Below are 23395 nucleotides of genomic sequence, written 5' to 3'. Positions count from 1 at the left end.
CGATTGATAGGCGTAACCTATTAATTTCGATTAGCCACGTAATGGTTGGAGGTTTTAACATGAACGAAGAAAAACACTTATTATTACCGATGGATTTACAATTTTTTGCAGATGAGCCAAATTCTGATGAGCCAAACTCTGATAATTCAAACGAATCTGGGAATTCATCGACAAAGGATTCTCAAAATCCAAAAAATGAAAATCCAGACGGAAAAGAAACTGGAAAGACTTTTACCCGTGATGATGTTGCCAAGATGGTCGCAGCAGAAACTAAAAAAGCTGTGGCGCAAGCAAAATCCGATTGGGAAAAGCAAAAATCTTACGAGCAAATGACTGCGGAAGAACGTGTTAAGGCGAAAGAACAAGAAGCTACAGAAAAAGAAGCTTTAGCGGAAAAACGAGAAAAGGAAGCACAAGCTCGTCTCGATCGTTTAACGCGTGCCGAATCTGTTCGTAACGATTTATCCGAGAATGGTCTTTCCGACTACGTAAGTGCTGCACAAGCCGATTTATTGCTTGTGAAAGATACGGACGAGGATACAAAGAAAGCTGTAGATGAATTAAAACAAATTATTTCAAAAGCTAGAGATGGTATCCAAAAAGAATTGCTGAAAGGTCAAACTGTAAACGTTGCTACAGCAACAAAAGAGACCGATTGGCGCAGCAATTTGACTAAAAATTTAGAAAAGAAATAGGAGATGAAAAATTATGCCAGTTATTTTAGATAGCAAAGATTTAAAAGCAATTGACAAAGAATTTGCCGCAGGCTCGCAAGTTTGGGATTTATTGAAAGGTGGAGCTGCTGCAGTAACAAAAGCAGATTTTGTAGGCGCAAAAGAAGTCCGCATCAACAAAATGAAAGGTTTTACTGCTAGTGATTATAAACGTAACGAAGACAATAAACGTTCTAAAATTGATGTGGCAAAAGAAACGGTCAAACTAGAGAAAGAACGTTGGTTTGGTTATGACTTAGACACATTAGATCAATCAGAAAATGCTTCCTATGAAGTTCAAGCGATTGTGGAAGAACACACTCGTTTAGTTGCGATTCCTGAAAAAGATCGCGTTGCGGTACAACGCTTATTGGAAGCGGCATTTGCGGAAGCAGCGGATGATGATAGCGAAGGAAAATACGTTGGAAAAACGGTAAAAGAAACCATTACTACAGAAAATGCTTTGGCTTCATATGATGCGGCAGAAGCGTATATGACAGATGCAGAAATTGTCGGTCCGTTTATTATGTTTGCATCCACTGACTACTATTCAGCATTAAAAAATGCAAAAGGTGTTTCAAAAACATTTACTACGAACGAGCAACAAATTTCAGGTATTAACCGTAAAGTTGCGCAGTTAGACGGTTCCGATACTATTATTCAAAAAGTAGCTAAATCTCGCTTACAAGTTGATTCTACGAAGAAAATTAATTATATTCTTGTGCCTTTGATGGTTTGTTCGCCAGTTGAAAAATACAACTCTATTGATCTAATTCCAGCTTCACAAGACCGTGACGGCTACAGAGACACTATTAAAGGGTTGAACTACTACGATGCTATTGTAACTGAAAAAGCTCGCCCTGCCATTTACGTTTCTTACGATTCAAAGTAAGCGCCCCGACCGTTAAAAAGGTAACACCAACGGCAGATGGGGCAGTTATTGAAGCAGAGTAGGTGAGAAAATGTTTCGTTCAGAATATCGTGTATTGCTGGATATTTCAGATGATACCTACAAAAAAGATGAGGAAAAAATTATCAAAATCTGGGACATTACTGAAAAGCAACTGCTAGTAAAGCTAAAAACAGATGAGATACCAGAAAAATTGGACTATATTGTTCCATCAATTGTAGTGAAACGTTACAACCGTTTAGGTTTTGAAGGCATGGAACAGCATTCTCAATCAGAAGAAACAATTTCTTATAATTTGGACGACTTCGGGGAATTTCAAGATGAGATTAACGATTATCTTGAAGAACAAGGCTTGATTCGTAAAAGGAAGGTGTCCTTTTTATGAGAATCTGCATTAATTACTACAACAAAAAGCACGAGCTGATTTCGGAAAAACTGATAGGCAGTGTAACCGAAGTCGGAACGGAAAAACAAATGACCATTTTCCCTAACATAAAGGAGCAGATGGTCATTTTTCGTTTTAGAGACCGCTTATCCATTCGTTCAGGTTTTCTTGAATACTACGACGAAGAAGAACAAAAAAATCGAAAATTTACCGTTGTTAAAAATTTGCGTGTTAGTAAAGGAACTTCGGTTTATGGAAGTGAATATCGATGACTTACCGAGTAGATATTTCAGGATTGGATGATTTAATCGAAGCGATTGAAGAAGCGAAAAAGCTAGACGATGTAAAAGAGGTCGTCAAAAATGATACTGCTTATATGGCAAATCAAATTGCAGAAGAAACACCAGTCAGAAGTGGATACTTAAAACGAAGTGAGACACCTTCTATTAAAGATGATGGAATGACTGGTGAAGTCGAAGCGATGGCTGACTATTCAGCATATGTAGAATATGGAACGCGTTATATGTACGGACGTTTCTATATGAAAAAAGGGCATACAGCAGCAGCTAAAAGATTTCTTGATAATATGGAGGCGTTAGTAAAATGACCTTTAAAGACCCGTATTCAGAGCTTTACGAAGCCTTATTTGGCACTTTGGAACAAGCAGGCTATGAAATCTATGCGCATTTGCCAGATGATGAGGCTTCTTATCCGTTTGTTTTCTTAGGTGAACAATGGTCTAAGGATAGACAAACAAAAACAAGAACGTTAGGTTCAACCAATATTATGATTCATGTTTATGATCATGACGACAAACGTCGAGAATTAAATCAAGTATTAGCCGATGTACGAAAAATCGTTCATGAATTGCATCAAACTGAGAACTTTAATTGGTTAGTAACGGAAAGTAGTACAGAAGTGATTTACGAAAATACAACTAATTTTGGTACGAGCCTTGCACACGGTGTACTTGACATCACGTTAGAATTTGAATAAAGAAAGAAGGAAACTAGAAATGGAGAAAGCAATCCAAGGTAAAAAAATCAAGTTAATGTTTCGATTAACACGTGAACGTGCGACAACAGCAGCGAAGTTATTAGCTTTAGAAATTTCACACGAATATAAGTCAGAAACAAAAACAGATACGCAATCAACAAAAGATGGGAATGTCCCAACTTCTGGAATGCCGTCAGCTTCCATCGAAATGGAATTTTTACGGACAGGCACAGAAACTTACAACATGTTGAAATATGCGTACCGTAACGGGCTAGAAATTGATGTATGGCGCATTAATTTTGATAAAAAAGACCCAAAAACAGGAAAATACGAAGCAGAATTTGGCACAGGTTTATTGGATTCATTCGGAGATTCTGCTGAATCTGACTCTAATTCAAGCATTAAACCAACCCTAGTTTTAAATGGTGACCTAGTGGAAGGATGGGCAACGGTTGACACCGAAAACGAAGAACTTGCACGTGCTTTCTTCTACGACACAGTGGCTGGTGCGGAACCAGAAGAACCTGTAGAAAAATACACACCAAAAACAATTGAAGTGCCTAAAGTTGAAAGTGTAACGCCAACAGCAGATGGCGCCGTTGTAAAAGTGAAGGAGGAAGAATAATCATGGCAATTACTTATCGTATTTATAAAGGTAGTGAAAAAGTGGTTGAAGGAGCAAGTCCATTAACTATTACAGGACTTGATGCAGGAGCAAAAGTAGCAGCAGGAACGTACCATATTGTACGTGTGCAAGATGAAAAAGAATCTGAAAAAGTAGCTATTCCAGCTTTTACTGTATTGGCGGGGCGCTCTTTGGAAAATAAACCAACAGAAGCAAATACGATTCCTGAAATCAAAGAATGGTTAACTGCTCACAGTATTGATTTTACAGGAAAAACAACGAAAACAGATTTATTAGCATTAGTACCATAATTAAAAATCAGGAAGTAGGCGGCAATGTGAAGGCATTGTCGCTTTTTTAGGAGGAATTTTACATGTCAACAAACGTAAAACCTGTCGCAACAATTAACGGAAAAAAATATCCTTTGGTTTTCGGTTTTAAATTTTTAAACGAAATTAACGCATTAAAACCTGACGTTGAAGAAGTGGACGGCTTCGTTCAATTGGTTGGCGGATTACAAGATGGCGACGCTTTTGCCTTTCAAAAATTAATACACGCAGCATTAATTACTTATGATGACTTAACAACGAAAGAAATTGACGACTACTTAGAAACGTCAGATGAGGCTTTAACGTTGTTTGAAAATTTTATCTCTTTCTTGGAGCAAGCACCGTTAACGGCTCTTCGGACGAAAAAAGCGCTAGAAGCAATCAAAAAAATCATGGCTTACATGGAACAGATACAAGCCAATCAACAAGAAACGACAGCCTAGATTATGACGAAATAGTTGTCACTTGTTTTCAACATTTCCCCAATATCACTTTAAAAGAAATTGAGCGTATGACTCCTTATGAATTTAATTTACGGATAAAAGCTGTAAATTTACGTGCAATTAACGAAGAAAGGAAACTATACGTTAACGCGTTAGCTACACGTATTTTTACAACACCAGATGAAAAGGGGCAACGCTATATTTTTAACGAAGTGAAAGATGTCTATGACTTTGAAAAGCTTGAACGCGATGTGCGAGGGGAAATCTCGCAACGAGAAGTGGAAAAGCTAAGTGAGCTAGAAGAAAACGCTCGTCGATTAGAACAAGCAAGAAAAATTGTTGAGGAAAGGAGGAAACAACGTGACACAAAGTAAAACGGTAACAGCTATACTTACAGCACGTGATAACAATTTTACCAGTGCGATGAATGGTGCTGTGTCTTCGCTAAAAAAACTTAATTCAAATGCTTCTGATATTCCTAGTAATTTGAATACAGTGAATGGTGCGATGAAAAGTTTCGGTGATAAAACCGCAAGTATCGGTCAAAGCATTGAAAAAGTCGGCGACTCTATGACTAAAGGTATCACACTTCCAATTGCGGGCGCCGTTGGTGCAGTAACAACCGCAGCGGTAAAATGGGAAAGCGCCTTTACTGGAGTTAAAAAGACCAACGATGAGATGGTCGATTCTAACGGTAACGTCATTTATTCTTATGATGATTTAGAAAAAGGCCTTAGAGATTTAGCAAAAGAATTGCCAGCAAGTCACAAAGAAATTGCAAACGTTGCGGAAGCGGCGGGGCAATTAAGTATCCAAACTGATAAAGTTGTAGGATTTACCAAAACTATGATTGATATGGGCGAATCAACAAACATGTCAGCCGATTCAGCAGCTACTTCCTTAGCCCGTTTTGCTAACATTACAGGGATGTCACAAGATAAATTTAGCAACCTTGGTTCAGCGATTGTTGACTTAGGGAATAATTTAGCGACTACCGAATCAGAGATTACAGAGATGGGCTTACGTTTAGCTGGTGCAGGAAAACAAATTGGTATGACTGAAGGAGATATTGTAGGTTTTGCGGCGGCGTTATCATCTGTTGGTATAGAGGCCGAAGCGGGTGGTTCAGCGTTCTCTCGGTTAATGGTTCAAATGCAATTAGCAACAGAAACAGGTGTTGAAGCTTTTGCGCCGCTGAAACAAGCAGTAGCGGAGCAAGGCGTGTCTTGGGAATCTTTTGTGCATGCTGTAAACTGGGGTGGAAAAGAACTGACGGCAATTTCTAAGCAAATGGGAATGCCTACCTCAGAATTAAAAAAAATGTATAAAGAAGCCAGCAAAGCTTCAGGTAGTCTGGAAGATTTCGCGAATGTAACAGGTCGAACTGGAGAAGAGTTTGCACAATTATTCAAAAGCAATCCATCTCAAGCATTAATTGAATTTATCCAGGGCTTAAAAGACTCAGAAAAACACGGAATATCAGCTATTAAAGTGCTAGATGATATGGGAATTACAGAAGTTAGATTACGTGATAGTTTATTACGTGCGGCTAATGCAAGTGATGTCTTTGAAGGTGCTGTAAAACGAGGTAATTCAGCTTTTAAAGAAAATACAGCTCTAGCAAATGAAGCTGGTAAGCGTTACGAGACAACTGAAGCAAAACTTGGAATGTTAAAAAATGAATTCGTAAATATGGGAATAGATTTAGGTGGTCCTTTTGTAGATGCATTAAGAAGTGCACTACAGGCTTCTAAACCTTTAGTTGAAACTTTAGGAAAGATGGCAAGAGCTTTTTCAGAGGCCAATCCTAAAACTCAAGAATATATAATGAAAATGATTGCGTTAGCAGCTTCAGTTGGTCCCGTGTTAAAAGTCTTTGGAAAAATGACAAGCATTTTTGGAAAAACAATTTCAACAATGTTTGAAACCGCGGGAAATATCGATAGCAAGTGGAAGAAATTTATCAATAATCCTATTATTAGGGGTTCTAATAGCGCATTACAAGCTGTAAAAGGGTTTGTTTCTAAATATAAAGCAAATCTGGTTGGGCTTGAAAATGCGGGAGTTAATGTAAATGTACTAACAAGATTTACCACGTTAGGAGAGACTATTTCAGGTCTTTTTCCTACGTTAGATACATTTAGAGCAAATCTACGAGCAAGCCAAAGACAGCTAAATATGCTAGGAGAAGGGAATAAAGTTACTAACTTTTTTCGTTCTTTTTCTGCTTCTTTACAATTATCTAACAGTAAGTTAGCGAAATTTGCCTCTGTTGTTATTAATCCTGTAGGGTCGCTAAGAAACCTATCCTCTGCAGCTGGCAAATCGGGAACGGTTTTATCAGGGCTTGGCGTAGCTGCCTCAAAAGCAGGTGGAGGTTTTAGAACATTTGCGGTAACGGGTATACGATCTATAGCTAGTTTAACAGGAGCTATGTTGAGCAATCCCATAACAGCAATTTTAGTAGCAATAACCGCTACGATAGTTGGTGTAGTGCAAGCTTGGAAATCCAATTTTATGAACATTCAAGGCTACGTGAAAACTGCTTTTAGCGGAATAGTAAAATCGTTTAAAAGTGTACTTCCTAGCTCCTCGAGTGTTACTAAAACAATAAAAGGATTAGGAAATACCTTTAAATGGTTAGGTACTGGAGCAATTGTTGGTGTCACTTTTGCAATAGCAGGTTTTGTAGATGGATTACGTGCTATCGTTACTGTAGGAAAAACGGTAGTAAATGCAATAATGGCAATTTCAAACGGTGTAAAAGGACTTTGGAAACGATTAAAAGGCGATTCTAAAGGTGCTGATAAAGCATTTAAAGATATGAAGAAAAGCTTATCTGATATAGAAAAAGATTGGGATACAATGTTTTCTGATTCTGCCTTAAAAAAGGCTGCTAAAAGCACCGAAGAATTAGGTGAAAAGTCCAAAGACACTACGAAAGCAATTTCGTTAAATATGGAAGAAGCCTCTTCAAGTGTTGAAAATTATTCTTCAAAACTTGATGAAGCTAAACAGGCAATGACTGAACTTTTCTCACAGCAAAATGGTAGTACTGCTGGCGTAGAAACTTATTTCAAGAATACACTTGATTTAGTTACGAATTTAAAGGAACAACAGAAAAAGGCTGTTGAAACCTATAACAAGCAAATTGAAGCGGCAGAAGGAAAATCAGAAGCAGAGAAGCAAAAGATTTTTGCCAATGCTTCAAGCCAGTATATGAAAGCTGTTCAAACGAATAATAGTGATTTATTGAAGGTATATACTGATTATTCTAACCAATTGAAGAATAATAAAACAGTAGAGGGTCAAGAATTGACAGAACAGCAAAGAGCTACTTTACAAAATCAAACGAATATTATTCGGGATCAATTATTACAACAGAACCAACAATTTGTTGAGGCTGGTATGAATAAGTTGGCTAATAAACAAGCATTAAGCGAGCAAGAAAAAGAACAAACTTTGACAAGCTTGCGAACGCTTGGGGAAATTCAAGCGCAACAAGTGCAAGAAAATAACGCCCAAATTCAGCAACTAGAAACACAAAAGAACCAAGCAAAAACAGAATCTGAAAAAGCAGCTTTCCAAAATCAAATTACACAATTACAAACGCAAAATGCTCAAATACGACAAAGTGAATTAGAGCAAGGAGCTCAACTTCTATCGATTATTTCACAAAATGGTGCAAATAAAATTGCAGTGACAGCTGATAATTTAGCACAACTTAAAGGCGTTACAGACCAACAGCTTTTAGGCATTTATCAATCTTATGTAAATAATGGTGCTAGCATTGACCAACAAATGGCTTTATTGGCAGGAATGCTACGTCAACGAGGGATTGATGGCTCTAACGGACTAGTTCAGGGATTACAAAGTAATGATCCAACGAAGTGGGCGAATATGTCAAGAGCTGACATTGTGAATACTTTACAAGCGTTGCCTCCTGACTTATTTAGAAATGGTCAAGACGGAAAAAACCAGTTAATTGATGGATTAAACTCTGGGAAAACACAACTTAATAATGTTGGTAAAGAATTGATGTCTTCGATGAATAGTGGTCAATCTTCGCAAAAATCTAATTCTAAGAAAGCTGCCGCTGATAATAGTAGTGCAGCTGCTTCTGGAACAAGAAGTAAAAGTAATGAACATAAAAATGCTGGTAAAAGCAATGCTCAACAGACAAATGCTGGAATAAATTCTGAAAAAGGAAATGCTAAGAATTCTGGAAGTCAGCTAGGTGCGGCAACGATTCAAGGATATTTAACTCAGTTACCCCCTGCAAATAATGCTGGAAGGTCTTTAGGAAATGCGGTAAGTCAGGGTGCAGGTTCTGTAGATATGAGCCCTGTAGGTTCAAATATGGCTAGAGGTGTTGCTTCTGGTATTCGTGCAAGTCAGGGCGAAGCAGTGGCTGCTATGCAAAATTTAGTAGCCGCAGTTAATGCAGAAGCACAGAAAAAAGCAAAAATTAAATCACCATCACGCCTATTGAAATATGATGTTGGTGTTTTCCTTGCACAAGGTGTAGCTGCAGGTATTCGAGAAGATACGTCAGTTGCCGTACAAAGTGCAAAAGATATGATTTCAAGTATCCATCAATCCATTACGGGTAGCCGTTTGATGAAACGTTCAAATGCAATTGAGGTAAAACATTCTATAGATAATACACCAATGGGAAAAATGGTAGAAATCTTAGAAGAAATACGACATTTAACTGTTGTTATGGATACTGGTCAAGTAGTAGGAGCGCTAGGTAGCCCAATGAATCTTAATTTAGCAGAACAACAAAAGCAAGATGGGAGGTATCGTAGTTGATTGAAATTGTAGAATATATGGCCAAAGGTCGTTTTAATAGCAAAGAACATGGTTTCTACATTATTGAACAGATCCCTTTCATGCAAGGTCAGTATGATTTTTCCATGCTTACAGGAGAACGAATTTTTAGTAATCGCATTGTCACTGTTACTTTTTGGCGACCTAATACGCCATACGAAGAACGAAAGGCATTAGAGGCGAAAGTAAAAGAAGAGTTGATGATGGATGGAATTGATTACATTGATGATTCTTGGTTACGTTCAGGGCTTCGCTGGTATGGAAAATGCAAAAGTGTGAAAGCAGAAGATGACTCGTCAAGTAATTCATTAACGTTAACCGTAGAATTTGACGTGTATCCTTTTGCTTTAAGGGAAAATATTTCTTATTCCGATGTCTTTGACGAGGACTATTTCACAGACGATAGCGCCGACAATTGGACAGGCTACTATATTCACGGAAAAAGAGAAATTTTTCTTATCAATATGGGAGCGAATGCTTCTAGTCCAACAATAAAGGCAACGTCTACAATGCAATTAACTACTGATGACGGAACAACAATAAAAGTTCCGAAAGGCGAATCGCAAGATTATTTCTTTAAATTAAAAAGAGGGACCAACCACTTAACTATTTATGGCGAAGGTCATATCTCTTTCTTTATGTCTAGTGAGGTGATGGTCTAATGTATCGAGTATTATTGTTTGATAATCCGAACAGAAAGAATCCAAAGATTATTCATGAGCCATATAGCTATGGTGAGAAAATCAAAGATAGTGAAGTATATTTATCGCTTAACGGATTAGGAATTTCTACTTTTGAATTTACCTTTAATATTAACAATAAATACTATCAAAAGATTGAGCCGATTATTCACTTTATCCAGATTCTGGATGTTACAAGAAATAAAGAAATTTTTTATGGTAGAGTTGCTAAAATCACGAATAAAATGGAAGCATCAGGAAGCTTTTCTCAAACTCTTTTAGCGGAGGATGAGAAAGCTTTTTTATATGATTCTGTTCAAACCTATATGAAACCAACACGGATGACTGTATCTGCTTATTTACAAAAAATACTCGATGCACACAATAAACAAGTTGAAGCGCATAAGCAGTTTCGGCTTGGTGAAGTGAATGTTGTAGATAATGGGGACTTGCTAAGAGGATTAGGCTATCAAAGTACAGCTGATACCATTAAAGAAAAATTGTTGGATAGGCTGGGCGGTACGTTAACACTTCGACGCGTTGGAAATATAAATTATTTAGATTATCTATCTAATTATGGTGTGAACAGTGAAACTCCTTTACAGTTAATCAAAAATCTAAAAAGTGCTACTCGAGATATTGATATTTCTGAATTGTTTACAAGGATTGTGCCCGTCGGTCAAGATATTGAAGATACGTCAAATACTGATATTGAAGTGGGAACAGATTTTTCACGACCTAAATACACCATCGAAAAAGTAAATGGCGGTAAGAATTACCTTGATGATGAAGCGTTAATGAAAAAATTTGGATTAAACACGGGCATTGTAGAATTTTCAAATGTCAAAGACCCATCAATTTTAAAACGTCGAGGGTTGCAATGGCTAAAAGACCAAAGCTTGATGCTGGTAACTTGGACAGTTGAAGCCATTGAGTTAGGGCTATTGGATAAACGGTATGAATTAATCACTTTAGGAAACAGTTATAAAGTAGATAATCAATTTATTTATGCTGTAGAACGATTACAAGTGATTGAGAAAAAATTTAGTATTTTAGAACCGCAAAAGGTTACTTTGACTATTGGTTCGAAAAAGAAAAAACTGACCGATTATCAAAACGAAATAAAAGCTATTCAATCCAATTTAGTAAACGTAAAAAAATTTGCGACGGCAGGAGTTCAAAACATATCAGAGTTGATAAAAAGACAGGAAGAATTTGACAATGATTTATCTGTTCAAAGTAGTAAAGTTAGTTCTTTGGAAGACTTAACCAGTGAATTATCAACAACCGTGACAGAATCGACGGAAGCCTTTAAACAATTAGCAAGTGATTTAACAAATACAGTCGAATCTGTAGGTACTGCTCAAACTGAGATGAAAAAGGCGTTAGACGATTTAATTAAGCGCGTAGAGAAATTAGAAAAATAAGAGAGGTGAGACGGTTGGCACAAGAATTTAAGGATACTCGACCAACAAATGAACCAAATACAACAGTTGATTATCAAGACCCGACCGATGTCGATGAGGTGCAAGATGAAATAAAAAACGGTGTGATTGATCCTATTTCTCAAACGTTCGCTTTGTGGATTCGAACAAAGATGTATCGACGACATGTTCGAGAATCTTTAGCTCGTATGATGGAGTATACCAGTGTTTTATTTAATAAAATAAAGGCTATTTCTGAAAATACAGAAAAACGCCAATCTAAAGTAGAACAACGTCAAACCAATTTAGAGGAACGTTTTAAAGATGTAATCGCAAATGCTACAACAGATAGCGAAGTTATCGATGCTCGAAGTAGTGAACGTTTGGGGAATTTTAAAACGTTGGATGAACGGCTAGAATATTTTGAAAATATTATTGCTTCTGTAATTCCAGTTGGTTTTGATGTAACTATTGTTCACAATTTAGGAGCTCAACCAGTCGTTAATGTTCGTACTTGGACACATGGTATAGGTGTACTGCCTTTAGGTACAGAACCAACAGGGTTATTTGGCGGTAGTGCTTCTCAATCAATTCAAAGCACTGTAAGACATGTTAATTCTTCAGAGTGCATTGTATCTATTCCTTTGGATTATACAACGGAATTTTTACCAGTAAAAATTAATGAATATAAATATTTACTTATAGATGAAAAAAATAGTCGATCCATAGTGTTTGATTTAATTATATAGAAAGGATGTTGAGAATATGGAATTAACCAGAATTTATCGAGGGATGGAGAACGGAGCAGAAGCTATTGAAGAAAATTTTGATAGTCTTGAAAAGTTACTAAATAAGTTATCTGAAACAAATATTTTAAATGTAGGTAAAAAAGTTTGGTCAGGAGCATGGTATATGGGGGAAAATCAATCAATTAATCCGAGTTTACCATTGGATCAATGTCTTTCTGGCTGGTTATTTTTATATCAACCATATAACACAAGTACAAGCCTAGGAGACAATTGGGATTTGAACTATGTATTTGTTCCAAAAACGCATATAGTGGAATTTGGAGGTCGTGCGGTTGTTCATCATTTAGAAACATTGAATGGAGCAAAATACAACAAATATATTTATATAAGCAATACGCAAATTTTAGGCCATAAAAATAATAATACTGCTTCAAAAACTTTTGTATTGACACGGGTGTATGCAATTTAAGAAAGGAGAAAGTTAGCTATGAAAATTTGGATTGAAAATAGAATTGGCTATTTAGAAGGTTATTCTACAATGGAACAACCAGATAATGTTGAGCTTGAAGTGAAAAAAGAACCGTTTGATTTTATGAATTGGCGTTATGATGGCGCACAATTGATTCATGATCCAGAAAATGCACCACACCCAGAGCCAGCACCACCAACGGAATTGGAACTTTTACAAAAGCAAAATGCGGAATTAATGAAGCAAGTTTCTCAGCAGAATCAAGTTATTCAACAAACACAAAGAATGACTGGCGAATTGATGAAACAAGTCGCTGAACTTACGAAAGGAGCGGAATAAGATGAAAACGAATGCTTTTCCAGGTTTCGATAATATTAAACAGTTGTATGATTGGAATTGTTATACAAAACAAGATTTAGTAGATTACGTGAATATGAATTGCTTAACAAAAGAAGAATATACAAAAATTTGTGGAGAACCGTTTAGCGAAAGCTAAGCGGTTTTTCTTGTAAGTAGAAAGTAGGTGCAGGATGAACTTAACAGTAGAACAATGGTTAGCAGTGATTACATTCTTAGGGGGAATTATTTTCGCATTAATGAAATTTTATCATGTCTTTTCTCAATTAGAAGATAGCATGAAAGAACTAAAGGAAGCTGTTGAACGTTTAAATAACCATGAAATACGCATTAGCCGATTGGAAGAGCAAAATAAAACCCTCTTTAGAGGGATTGGAGGAAATAAAAATGATTAATTGGAAATCAAGAATAAAGAACAAACAATTTTGGCTTTCGATTATTCCAGCAGTTCTATTATTAATTCAAGTAGTAGCAGTTCCTTTTGGATATAAATTTCAAATTGAAATGATTAATAAGCAACTGTTAGATGTTGTTAATGCATTATTTGTTGTGCTAACTATTCTAGGTATTGTGACAGATCCCACAACACCTGGATTATCAGATAGGAAAGGAGATAAATAAATGAAAAAGAAACTATTGGCAACGTTACTGGTAGTCTTATTTTTTGTATCACCAATTAGCACATTTGCTGCAAAAGGAGACCAAGGCGTTGATTTGTCTATTTGGAATGGGTATCAAGCAACATTTGGTTATGCACATGATAAATTCTCAATTTCACAAATTGGTGGGCAAAACAACTATGGGATTTATGATCAAGTTACTTATTCTAGTCAAGTAGCTAGTACGATTGCTCAAGGTAAACGAGCGCATACGTATGTATGGTGGCAAAACGTCCTTACCTACGAAAATGCAAAGCAAGTATTAGATTACTTTTTACCTAAAGTTCAAACACCAAAGGGATCAATTGTCGCCTTAGATGCGGAAGACGGCGTTCAATCGACGGATGTAACGCTATGGGCGTTAGACTATATCAAAGAGGCTGGATATACACCGATGCTTTACGGATACAAAGGGTATCTTACTTCATCTTATGATTTATCACGAATTGCAAAGAAGTATCAATTATGGATGGCAGAATATCCAGATTATGAAGTGACACCTTATCCAAATTACAATTATTTTCCTTCATTTGAAAATATCGGTATTTTTCAGTTCACGTCAACCTACGTTGCAGGAGGGCTAGATGGTAACGTTGATTTAACAGGTATTACTGATAATGGTTATACAAAGAATAACCAACCAGCAACAAACACACCAGCTATTGAGGAAGGTAAAGAAGTAGAAAATACGCCAAGTTCCGATGTTAAAGTGGGCGACACTGTTAAAGTGAAATTTAGTGTTGATGCTTGGGCAACTGGCGAAGCTATTCCGCAATGGGTAAAAGGAAACAGCTATAAAGTACAAGAAGTAACTGAGAGCAGAGTATTGCTTGAAGGTATCTTGTCATGGATCAGCAAAGGCGATATTGAATTATTGCCAGATGCGGTAACTGTTCCTGATAAGCAACCAGAAGCAACACACGTAGTACAATACGGCGAAACATTATCAAGTATTGCTTACCAATACGGAACAGATTATCAAACGTTGGCGGCATTAAATGGATTGGCTAAACCAAATCTAATTTACCCTGGTCAAGTTTTGAAAGTCAATGGATCGGCAACAAGTAATGTCTACACGGTTAAATACGGCGATAATTTATCTAGTATTGCAGCCAAACTCGGCACTAATTATCAAGCCTTAGCTGCATTAAACGGATTAGCAAATCCTAACTTGATTTATCCTGGTCAAACATTGAGCTATTGATTTTTTGCAAAATCGGTTGAAAATAAAAAATATCTGATTTAAAATATAATTACCTTTTGATATTTCCATATTTGACCTTCTTTTATGAGAGTAAAAGAAGGGTGCACCTATCTTTTTCCAAGTCCTAAAGATAGGAGTGTTTTTGTATTGAAGTATAGTGAACATTGGTATAGAATAGTAGTAGACCTTTTTGATAAAGGTCACCTGGGTTCTTAATTTCCACGTAGCTCTCTATTTTATATAGAGAGTCTTATTTTTATTGAAATATAGAAAAGAAAGTGGTAAAATATATTCACCAAACAATTTTTATTTTTCATTTTAACCTCTTGCCGTCTCTCCCCAATGAGGCGGCATCTTTTTACATAAAAAATATTGAACTCAAAAAAAAGATATTGTAAAATATTTATACATATAAACTCTTATTTTTTCACGCAGACCGCCTTTTCTCAATAAGGTGGTCGTTTTTTGTTGAAAATTGAAAATCAGTAAAGTAAAATTATTATATATCAAGCTATAACCAGTAAGAACTATTTTATCCCCAATAAGGTGGTTCTTACTTGGACCATTAGCTCAGCTGGTTAGAGCAAACGGGTCATAATCGTTCGGTCACAGGTTCGAGTCCTGTATGGTCCATATATTTTTATTTGCAAATAAAATAATAGAGGAGTACACTTAAAGTATCAAATGCTTAAGGAGTGTTATCTATTATGTCAAACTATGAAGAAAAAGAAGCAAAAGCATTAGTGAAAATTGCAGATGTTTTGAACAAGCTGGATTCAAATTTAGAAGAGTTAGATTCTCTAAATGAAGATGCAAAAAAACATAGTATGAAAAAATGGCTTGTTGAGAAAAGAGCTATGCATGAAATTAAAAAGATTGCACATGAAGCTGGTAAGTATGATAAGTACGATGAAAAAGAATTACAAAAAGAAATTGAACATGTAGAACAATATATGTAAAAATAAAAACTATTCCTTTTTAAGGAATAGTTTTTGTATTTTCCGCACACACATTTTCACCACAACTAGTTGCCTTTTTTGATTATACCTACCATAAACAGCAAGCTCTGTGCCATCAGGTAACATGAGTAATTCATCCGCCAATTCTTTTTTTGAAATAATGCAATTGATAGTCTCTTTTTGAGTTTGCAAAGAAAATCGGACTAACATTTCTGGATAAGTGGTTAATACCTTGATTTTATGAATTGTTCCTACATAATTTGGTTTCATAGAAATCAACTCCTTGCTAGTAGTTAACTATATTATATTAAGATTATTTTTATTCGTCTAGGTATGAAATTGACTACCATTTGACTACCAAATTAGTGGTATTCAGAGGTTTTGAAGATAGTAATAAAATAATGGAAAAGCCTGTTTAATAAGGTTTTTACATACAAATTTATTCAGTTTCACGAAGTAAAAAGATTGTGAAAATCAGGAGGAAATAGATCGGCTATGGCAACAAGTGACTGCTAAAGGGAAAGAATGGCCGTGTGGCTGGATGGAAGATCAATTTGGGGTCAGTTGGCAAACAGGCAATCCTGAACTGAAACGTTATTTATCTGACTCAAATCCAGCTAGAGCAAATGAAGTGACCAAAAAATTGTACCAAATGAAAAAAATAGATTTAAACCAGTTAAAAGAAGTGTATGACAAATATAATCATTAGAAAAACTGAGGTTGTCTGATCGACTACACTTCGTTACGTTGGTATCAATTCCAATACATGGAACATACTAGAGTTGAAGGACTTGTCTTTTAAGGATCAAGACCTTCAACTCTTAAAAAAGGCTCGATTCTTGCGAGTTCCAAAGAAGCCACTTCTATTATGTTGTTTACTTAATGGTTAGGACTCTGCCGATTTTTTTATAAGATTATGCTATAATTAAGAGTAGTAAATTATTGAAGGAAAAATGAAAAGTCCAAAATAGGAAGTGGTAAAATGATTGAGTTAATTGTGTTGTTAACAGTTTTTACTTATGGAACGAACTTTGTTTTATATCTTATTTTGAAAAATAAAAAGTCCATGCCAATTGTCGAAAAAGCTTCTATTGTATTAGGAATTAATATGTCTGTGTTATTATTAGATGGTATTTTTGCTTTCGTTGGCAAATTCATCATGTTATCAGAATGGGAATTATTAGCGCCTATTTTTGAAATAGTGTAAAAATCATCATAAAGTCCTATATCCAAAAAGAATGAAGTTTGTTAGGATAAGAAAGATGAAAATTTAGAAATAAAAGAGGTGGGATTGCATGGCTAAAATCATGATTGTCGAAGATGAAACAACCATTCGAGAATTAATTAGCGAGGAATTACAAAAATGGCAATTTGAAACGATTGGAACAACCGATTTTAATGATGTATTGGATGATTTTCAAGAGGAGAATCCTCAATTAGTCTTGATGGATATTAATTTACCTGTGTACGACGGGTACTATTGGTGTCAAAAAATTCGTGAAGTTTCTAAAGTACCAATTATTTTTATTTCGAGTCGTAGTACCAATATGGATATGATTATGGCGATGAACATGGGCGCGGATGATTTTGTTACAAAACCGTTCCAGATAGATGTTTTAATTGCTAAAATCAATGCTTTGTTGCGCCGCTCTTATAACTATTCCGATACGGATAGTGAAGTGCTTTCACATAATGGCATTACTTTAAATGTGGACAATGGACGAATGGAAATCAAAGGCGAAATGATCGATTTAAGTAAAAATGAATACCGATTACTGTATCTTTTAATGAAAAAGCACGGAAAAATTTTAACACGTGAAAAACTATTGCGCGCTTTATGGGACGATGAACGTTTTGTGGATGACAATACGTTGACGGTAAATATCAATCGTTTACGAAAAAAAATTGAGCAAGCAGGGATTGCTGGCTATATTGAAACCAAAGTGGGCGTCGGTTATATGGTGCCCTAGATAGGAGTAGACAATGACCATTCTAAAGTATTTAAAAGATCGCTGGTTATTACTAATTGGTTGGTTATTTTTTCTGTTCTTAACTTGTTTTATTTTATGGTTGGCTCCTAATGTCCGCTTAGATTGGACAGTGGTTGGCTATATCTTTTTACTGCAAAGTGTTTTTTTATCGCTATTTTTAACAATTGATTATTATTTAAAACGTAAGTGGTGGCTTTCGTTGGCAACGGAAAAAGAGCCGCCTTCTTTACAAGAATATTTGAATACAGCAGAAAAAGAAGAAGAACTACTTGTCCAAACGTATATTAACGGTTTATTGCAAGAGCACCAACAAACCATGCAGCAAGCAATTAACAACCAACAGGACCAAAAAGATTACATTGACTCTTGGGTTCATGAAATCAAAGTCCCCCTAGCGGCTATCACGTTACTGGTACAATCTGTCGAAGATGATATTCCAGAGAAAAAATATTATCTATTGGAAAATGAGTTAGGGAAAATTGATGAATATGTCGAGCAAGTCCTATATTATGCTAGACTGGACAGCTTTTCTCGAGATTATTTACTCCAAGAATATTCTTTAAAAGAAATTGTGCAATCTGTTGTTCGTACGCAAGCAAATTATTTTATCCAAAAAAGATTGCAATTCTCAATTGAAGGGGAAGATGAAGCGGTTTTAACCGACCGAAAATGGGTCATTTTTATTTTCCGCCAATTATTAAGTAATGCAGTCAAGTATACGCCAGAAGGCGGCACGATTACGGTCATAATTTCCAAAAATAAACAAGGTATTTATTTATCTTTAAAAGATTCTGGGATTGGCATTCCGATGCAAGATCAACGACGCATTTTTGATAAAGGATTTACTGGTGAAAATGGGCGGAAAAGTGAACAGCATTCGACTGGTCTTGGCCTGTATTTGGCCCATAGCTTAGCGAAAAAGTTAGGTCATGATTTAACAGTCGAATCGACAGAAGGGCAAGGTACGACGATGACATTGTTTTTCCCTTCCCTCAGTTATTATAATGAAGTGAAATAAAAAGTAGGTCTATCAGCAAACTAAAGAGGTGATAGGCCTTTTTTTATTTATTAAAACTTTCTTGCTAACTTCTCTTACTCTTCTTAGTTGTTTAGAAAACGTTTTTATTGTTAGAATGAAATGAAATAAATTTGTTAGGAGAATATTATGAGTTTACTTATCGCTTTAGTGCCCATGATTGCGTGGGGCAGTATTGGTTTAGTCAGCGGTAAAATTGGTGGAAGCGCCAATCAACAAACGTTAGGTATGACAATCGGCGCATTACTATTTTCAATTGTTGTCTTTTTTGTCATCCAGCCTACGTTGACGACAGCCACATTAATTGTTGGATTTATATCTGGTTTATTCTGGAGTTTGGGACAGAATCAACAATTTCATAGCATGAAATATATGGGCGTTTCAGTTGGCTTACCAATTTCAACTGGGATGCAGTTAGTTGTTAATACCGTTGCAGGGGCTGTTTTTTTCCATGAATGGACAAAAACAAAAGACTTTGTTGTGGGCTTTATCGCTTTAGCCTTTTTAGTTTTTGGGGTGTATTTAACAGCTCGACAAGATGATGATAGTCAACCGAAAACCTCAAACAGTATGTTAGATTTTAATAAAGGGATTCGGGCGTTGATTTTTTCAACAGTTGGGTATGGTGTCTATACCATCATTATTAATGCCACTGGTTTAGATCCGTGGGGAATTATTTTGCCACAAAGTATTGGTATGTTGGTGGGGGCTAGTTTCTTTGCCTTCAAAAAAGTCAAAGTTGATCGTTTTGTTTGGATGAATATGACGACGGGTCTGCTTTGGGGCTTAGGAAATATTTGTATGTTATTAACCATGCGTGAAATTGGCTTAGCTATTAGCTTCTCTTTATCACAAATGGGGATTATTATTTCGACTCTTGGGGGCATCTTCCTTTTAGGGGAAAGAAAATCAAAAAAAGAAATGTTTTATGTTATTTTTGGTTGCATTTTTGTTATTCTAGGTGGTATTCTTTTAGGGTATATGAAAGCGTAAATAGTTTATTTACGCTTATTTTTTTTACGGGGGTAAACACATGTCTATTTTCAGAAAAAAAGAAATCACTGTGCCTGTCAATGACAGTGGTGGGATGAAAAAAAATCTTAAGACGATGGACTTAATTTTTCTAGGAATTGGGGCTGTAGTAGGAACAGGGATTTTTGTTGTGACAGGTGTCGCAGCGGAACGCTATGCAGGTCCAGGGCTCGTCTTATCATTTCTGGTAGCAGCAGCCGCGATTATTTTATCTGGTTTATGCTATGCAGAATTTGCATCACGTATTCCGGTCATTGGTGGGCCGTATGCCTACATGTATGTGGTCTTTGGAGAAATTGTGGCTTGGATGACTGGTTGGATGATTATTTGTGAGTTTTTCTTGGCGGTTTCATCCGTTGCTTCAGGTTGGTCAGGCTATGTCCATGGCTTTTTGGATAGCTTAGGTTTTTCTTTACCGCAAGCGTTAAGTGGCGCTTATAATCCAACAAATGGTACATATATTGATTTGATTGCCATGTTGGTCGTTGTAGCCGTAACTTTTTGGGTATCTTTAGAAGCGAAAACAGCGTTACGTTTAAATAACTTAATGGTTTTCGTGAAGTTTGGGATTATTTTATTATTTGTTCTCGTTGGGATCTTTTATGTGAAACCAACGAACTGGCAACCATTTATTCCTTATGGTTTTTCAGGCGTTTTCAGTGGTGCTGCTTTAGTTTTCTTTGCCTTTCTAGGGTTTGATGCGGTCAGCATGGCCGCGGAGGAAGTGAAGAATCCGAAAAAAGATATTCCAAAAGGGATTATTGGTTCCATTATTATTTCAACATTGTTATATATTGTTGTTACGTTAGTTTTAACTGGAATTGTTCCATTTACGGATTTAGGGGTCAAAGATCCGGTGGCTTTTGCGATGCGCTTCATTAATCATGGCGCAATTGCGACAATCATTTCAGTTGGCGCTATTTTAACCTTATTAACAGTGACGATTGCGATGATGTACAGTTTAGCCCGTGTGATTTATGCGATTAGTAAAGATGGATTACTGCCGCAGTTTATGAGCAAAATTGATGAGAAGCGGCACACACCTAAGAATGCAACCTATGTAGCTGGATTTTTAGCAATGGTTTTTGCTGGTGTTGTTCCAATGGAGATGTTGGCTGAACTTACAAATATCGTGACACTCTTTTATCTGATGTTTCTCGCTTTAGGAATTATCAAATTACGGACAATGAAAGGAGAACCGCAAGCAGGTGAATTTAAAGTGCCGCTTGTGCCGGTTCTACCATTAATTTCAATCGTGGTTTGCGCGGCTCTAATGTTCCAATTGTCTTTAGCTACTTGGCAAGTATTTGGCGTAGCCGTAGTGATTGGTTTGGCTATTTATTTCTTTTATGGACGACACCATAGTATCGTTCGTTTCGAGACAAAAGAATAAAAATGAACGAAAAAAGAGAGAATACTTGTCAAATAGACAGGTGTTTCTCTCTTTTCTTTCTGGCATTTTCTTCATTTTCAAGAGAAAACCGACAAGAAATATAGTTTAATAATGTCTAATTATGGTATACTGTTTAGGAGTAAATCCTGAGGGTTTAGGAAAATGACTAAAGGAGGTTTTTTCTGTATGTCACAGAAAGAAACATTTTATATTACCACCCCAATTTATTACCCAAGTGGGAAGTTACATATTGGGAATTCATATACAACAATCGCCTGCGATGCTATGGCCCGTTACAAGCGTTTAATGGGTTTTGATGTATTTTATTTAACAGGTGTGGATGAACATGGCCAAAAAATTGAAAAAAAAGCTGCTGAGTTGAATGTGACACCAAAAGAGTACGTTGATAAAATGGCAGCAGATGTTCAAAAATTATGGAAAACATTAGATATCAGCTATGATAAATTTATTCGGACAACGGATGATTATCACATGGCAGCCGTGCAACAAATTTTTGATCGTTTAGTAGAACAAGGAGATATCTACCTTGGAGAATATGAAGGTTGGTATTCAGTTTCTGATGAAGAATTTTTCACTGAAACACAATTAGCTGAAGTATATCGTGACGATGAAGGCAATGTCATTGGTGGGAAAGCACCAAGTGGTCACGAAGTCGAATTAGTTAAAGAAGAATCCTATTTCTTCCGCATGAGTAAATATGCGGATCGCTTGGTACAATATTACGAAGAACATCCAGAATTTATTCAACCAGAATCTCGTAAAAATGAGATGCTAAATAACTTCATCAAACCAGGATTGGAAGATTTAGCCGTTTCAAGAACGACTTTCTCTTGGGGAATTCCATTAAAAAATGATCCAAAACATGTGGTTTACGTATGGATTGATGCGTTATCAAACTATATTACAGCACTAGGTTATGGCTCAGAAGATGATTCATTATTCCAAAAATATTGGCCTGCGAACGTGCAAATGGTTGGGAAAGAAATCGTGCGTTTCCATACGATTTATTGGCCAATTATGTTAATGGCCTTGGATTTACCATTACCGAAAAAAGTCTTTGGACATGGTTGGTTATTGATGAAAGACGGAAAAATGTCTAAATCTAAAGGAAATGTTGTTTACCCTGAAATGTTAGTAGAGCGCTACGGTCTAGATGCGTTACGTTACTATTTATTACGAGCAATTCCATTTGGTAGTGATGGCGTCTTTACACCAGAAGATTTCGTTTCTCGCTTAAATTATGATTTAGCTAATGACTTAGGAAACTTGTTGAATCGAACAATTGCGATGATTAATAAATATTGTGATGGCAAAGTACCAGCCTATGCTTCAAAAGTTACCCCATTTGATAGTGAACTATCGACAACTGCGGCGAATGTTATTGGAAAATATCATGAAGCAATGGAAAAAATGGAATTTAATACGGCCATTGCAGAAATCTGGACGCTAGTTTCTCGTGCCAATAAATATATTGATGAAACAGCGCCTTGGGTATTGGCTAAAGAAGAAGAGAAACGCAACGAATTAGAAAGTGTCATGATTCATTTAGCGGAAAGCTTACGAATTGTGGCAATCTTATTGCAACCAGTCATGACAGAAACACCAGGGAAAATTTTCGAACAATTAGGCTTAGATCCAGAAACAATGAACATGGAAAATATTCATTTTGGTGAGTTCCCAACAGACGTAACAGTAACAAGTAAAGGAACACCTATTTTCCCACGTTTAGAAATTGAAACAGAAGTAACGTATATTCAAAAGAAAATGTCCCAAAGCGAAAGTGCTACAGAAGAGGATATTAAATGGAATCCAGAAGAAACAACGTTAGTTTCAACGAAAGAAAAACAAATTAAGTACGATGATTTCGATAAAGTGGAATTAAAAGTTGCCGAAGTTATTGACTGTAAAAAAGTCAAAGGAGCAGATAAATTATTGCAATTCCGTTTAGATGCTGGAGATGAAAACCATCGTCAAATTCTTTCAGGTATTGCTGAATTTTATCCAGATCCAGCTGCGCTAATTGGCAAAAAAATAGTCATTGTGGCTAACTTAAAACCAAGAAAAATGCGTGGTCAAATTAGCCAAGGAATGATTCTTTCAGCTGAATCACCAGAAGGTAAACTTCAAATTGTTGAAGCACCAAAAGAAATGCCAAATGGTGCAGGAATCGCATAAAAGCATAAGTAG

General features: G+C 36.2%; 28 protein-coding genes, 1 tRNA gene and 1 pseudogene. 29 read left to right on the top strand and 1 reads right to left on the bottom strand.

What is annotated here, in order from left to right; translation table 11 throughout:
• Positions 1-59 precede the first annotated feature (59 nt).
• The 22 genes from IGK86_RS11265 (at position 60) to IGK86_RS11160 (ending at position 15735) form a co-directional block, all read left to right on the top strand.
• Positions 60-695, top strand: coding sequence for a hypothetical protein (locus tag IGK86_RS11265; RefSeq protein WP_438742468.1), 636 nt, complete (start codon positions 60-62; stop codon positions 693-695).
• A 13-nt stretch (positions 696-708) separates the two neighbouring features.
• Positions 709-1605 carry a capsid protein gene (locus tag IGK86_RS11260; protein ID WP_438742043.1) on the top strand — a complete coding sequence of 299 codons (897 nt, stop codon included), beginning with the start codon at positions 709-711 and terminating at the stop codon, positions 1603-1605.
• Between the two features lie 70 nt (positions 1606-1675).
• Positions 1676-2008: a phage head-tail connector protein gene (locus tag IGK86_RS11255; RefSeq protein ID WP_016619125.1), complete on the top strand. Its 333-nt coding sequence runs from the start codon at positions 1676-1678 to the stop codon at positions 2006-2008.
• Positions 2005-2280 carry a hypothetical protein gene (locus tag IGK86_RS11250; protein WP_010706885.1) on the top strand — a complete coding sequence of 92 codons (276 nt, stop codon included), beginning with the start codon at positions 2005-2007 and terminating at the stop codon, positions 2278-2280. The genes IGK86_RS11255 and IGK86_RS11250 overlap by 4 nt, the downstream gene beginning before the upstream one ends.
• Entirely contained in the window at positions 2277-2615 is a 339-nt protein-coding gene (locus IGK86_RS11245) for an HK97-gp10 family putative phage morphogenesis protein (RefSeq protein ID WP_002363372.1), read from the top strand. Before IGK86_RS11250 ends, IGK86_RS11245 begins: the two co-directional genes overlap by 4 nt.
• Entirely contained in the window at positions 2612-3004 is a 393-nt protein-coding gene (gp17, locus tag IGK86_RS11240) for a tail completion protein gp17 (protein ID WP_048943430.1), read from the top strand. Before IGK86_RS11245 ends, gp17 begins: the two co-directional genes overlap by 4 nt.
• A 19-nt stretch (positions 3005-3023) precedes the next feature.
• Complete coding sequence (locus IGK86_RS11235) at positions 3024-3629, top strand: phage major tail protein, TP901-1 family (RefSeq protein ID WP_010706883.1); 606 nt, start codon at positions 3024-3026, stop codon at positions 3627-3629.
• 2 nt (positions 3630-3631) lie between these two features.
• Complete coding sequence (locus tag IGK86_RS11230; protein ID WP_002381737.1) at positions 3632-3940, top strand: hypothetical protein; 309 nt, start codon at positions 3632-3634, stop codon at positions 3938-3940.
• A 62-nt stretch (positions 3941-4002) separates the two neighbouring features.
• Positions 4003-4401 (top strand): tail assembly chaperone, encoded by a 399-nt coding sequence (locus IGK86_RS11225; protein WP_438742047.1) that lies wholly within the window; start codon positions 4003-4005, stop codon positions 4399-4401.
• Between the two features lie 68 nt (positions 4402-4469).
• Complete coding sequence (locus tag IGK86_RS11220; RefSeq protein WP_002364305.1) at positions 4470-4775, top strand: hypothetical protein; 306 nt, start codon at positions 4470-4472, stop codon at positions 4773-4775.
• Complete coding sequence (locus IGK86_RS11215; protein ID WP_438742466.1) at positions 4762-9216, top strand: phage tail tape measure protein; 4455 nt, start codon at positions 4762-4764, stop codon at positions 9214-9216. Before IGK86_RS11220 ends, IGK86_RS11215 begins: the two co-directional genes overlap by 14 nt.
• Positions 9213-9896 (top strand): hypothetical protein, encoded by a 684-nt coding sequence (locus tag IGK86_RS11210; protein WP_438742465.1) that lies wholly within the window; start codon positions 9213-9215, stop codon positions 9894-9896. Before IGK86_RS11215 ends, IGK86_RS11210 begins: the two co-directional genes overlap by 4 nt.
• A complete protein-coding gene (locus tag IGK86_RS11205) occupies positions 9896-11341 on the top strand; it encodes a phage tail spike protein (RefSeq protein ID WP_438742463.1) in 1446 nt (481 codons plus the stop codon). Before IGK86_RS11210 ends, IGK86_RS11205 begins: the two co-directional genes overlap by 1 nt.
• A gap of 5 nt (positions 11342-11346) precedes the next feature.
• Positions 11347-12087 carry a hypothetical protein gene (locus tag IGK86_RS11200; protein WP_002363383.1) on the top strand — a complete coding sequence of 247 codons (741 nt, stop codon included), beginning with the start codon at positions 11347-11349 and terminating at the stop codon, positions 12085-12087.
• Positions 12088-12103: 16 nt separating this feature from the next.
• Complete coding sequence (locus tag IGK86_RS11195) at positions 12104-12556, top strand: hypothetical protein (protein ID WP_002363384.1); 453 nt, start codon at positions 12104-12106, stop codon at positions 12554-12556.
• Between the two features lie 18 nt (positions 12557-12574).
• Entirely contained in the window at positions 12575-12895 is a 321-nt protein-coding gene (locus tag IGK86_RS11190) for a hypothetical protein (protein ID WP_185777021.1), read from the top strand.
• A 1-nt stretch (position 12896) separates the two neighbouring features.
• Positions 12897-13052 carry an XkdX family protein gene (locus IGK86_RS11185; protein ID WP_002364192.1) on the top strand — a complete coding sequence of 52 codons (156 nt, stop codon included), beginning with the start codon at positions 12897-12899 and terminating at the stop codon, positions 13050-13052.
• 34 nt (positions 13053-13086) lie between these two features.
• Positions 13087-13308, top strand: coding sequence for a hypothetical protein (locus IGK86_RS11180; RefSeq protein ID WP_002364191.1), 222 nt, complete (start codon positions 13087-13089; stop codon positions 13306-13308).
• Positions 13301-13534, top strand: coding sequence for a phage holin (locus IGK86_RS11175; protein ID WP_002384371.1), 234 nt, complete (start codon positions 13301-13303; stop codon positions 13532-13534). The genes IGK86_RS11180 and IGK86_RS11175 overlap by 8 nt, the downstream gene beginning before the upstream one ends.
• Entirely contained in the window at positions 13535-14776 is a 1242-nt protein-coding gene (locus IGK86_RS11170) for a LysM peptidoglycan-binding domain-containing protein (protein WP_438742461.1), read from the top strand.
• 559 nt (positions 14777-15335) lie between these two features.
• Positions 15336-15409 (top strand) — tRNA-Met (locus tag IGK86_RS11165).
• Positions 15410-15483: 74 nt separating this feature from the next.
• Positions 15484-15735: a hypothetical protein gene (locus IGK86_RS11160; protein WP_002403783.1), complete on the top strand. Its 252-nt coding sequence runs from the start codon at positions 15484-15486 to the stop codon at positions 15733-15735.
• Between the two features lie 9 nt (positions 15736-15744).
• Here IGK86_RS11160 and IGK86_RS11155 read toward each other — a convergent pair whose 3' ends face one another.
• Entirely contained in the window at positions 15745-16005 is a 261-nt protein-coding gene (locus IGK86_RS11155) for a hypothetical protein (RefSeq protein ID WP_057086635.1), read from the bottom strand.
• Between the two features lie 193 nt (positions 16006-16198).
• Here IGK86_RS11155 and IGK86_RS11150 point away from each other — a divergent pair.
• The 7 genes and pseudogenes from IGK86_RS11150 to metG all read left to right on the top strand — a co-directional run.
• Positions 16199-16444, top strand: a pseudogene (locus IGK86_RS11150) (VOC family protein); the annotation flags it as partial.
• A 273-nt stretch (positions 16445-16717) separates the two neighbouring features.
• On the top strand, positions 16718-16942 hold the full coding sequence (locus IGK86_RS11145) for a hypothetical protein (RefSeq protein ID WP_002355808.1): 225 nt from the start codon (positions 16718-16720) through the stop codon (positions 16940-16942).
• An 88-nt stretch (positions 16943-17030) separates the two neighbouring features.
• On the top strand, positions 17031-17705 hold the full coding sequence (gene sapR, locus IGK86_RS11140) for a two-component system response regulator SapR (protein WP_002355809.1): 675 nt from the start codon (positions 17031-17033) through the stop codon (positions 17703-17705).
• Between the two features lie 13 nt (positions 17706-17718).
• Positions 17719-18744 (top strand): two-component system sensor histidine kinase SapS, encoded by a 1026-nt coding sequence (sapS, locus tag IGK86_RS11135; RefSeq protein ID WP_085406493.1) that lies wholly within the window; start codon positions 17719-17721, stop codon positions 18742-18744.
• Positions 18745-18891: 147 nt separating this feature from the next.
• A complete protein-coding gene (locus IGK86_RS11130) occupies positions 18892-19755 on the top strand; it encodes a GRP family sugar transporter (protein ID WP_002355811.1) in 864 nt (287 codons plus the stop codon).
• Positions 19756-19795: 40 nt separating this feature from the next.
• Positions 19796-21187 (top strand): amino acid permease, encoded by a 1392-nt coding sequence (locus IGK86_RS11125; RefSeq protein ID WP_002361373.1) that lies wholly within the window; start codon positions 19796-19798, stop codon positions 21185-21187.
• Positions 21188-21373: 186 nt separating this feature from the next.
• Complete coding sequence (metG, locus tag IGK86_RS11120; protein WP_025193970.1) at positions 21374-23383, top strand: methionine--tRNA ligase; 2010 nt, start codon at positions 21374-21376, stop codon at positions 23381-23383.
• Positions 23384-23395 lie beyond the last annotated feature (12 nt).

The organism is Enterococcus sp. DIV1206 (genome assembly GCF_051712485.1).
In the GTDB taxonomy this organism is placed as follows: Bacteria; Bacillota; Bacilli; order Lactobacillales; family Enterococcaceae; genus Enterococcus; species Enterococcus faecalis.
The sequence above is the reverse complement of the archived record's forward strand: the minus strand, read 5'-3'. Positions and strand labels throughout refer to the sequence as shown.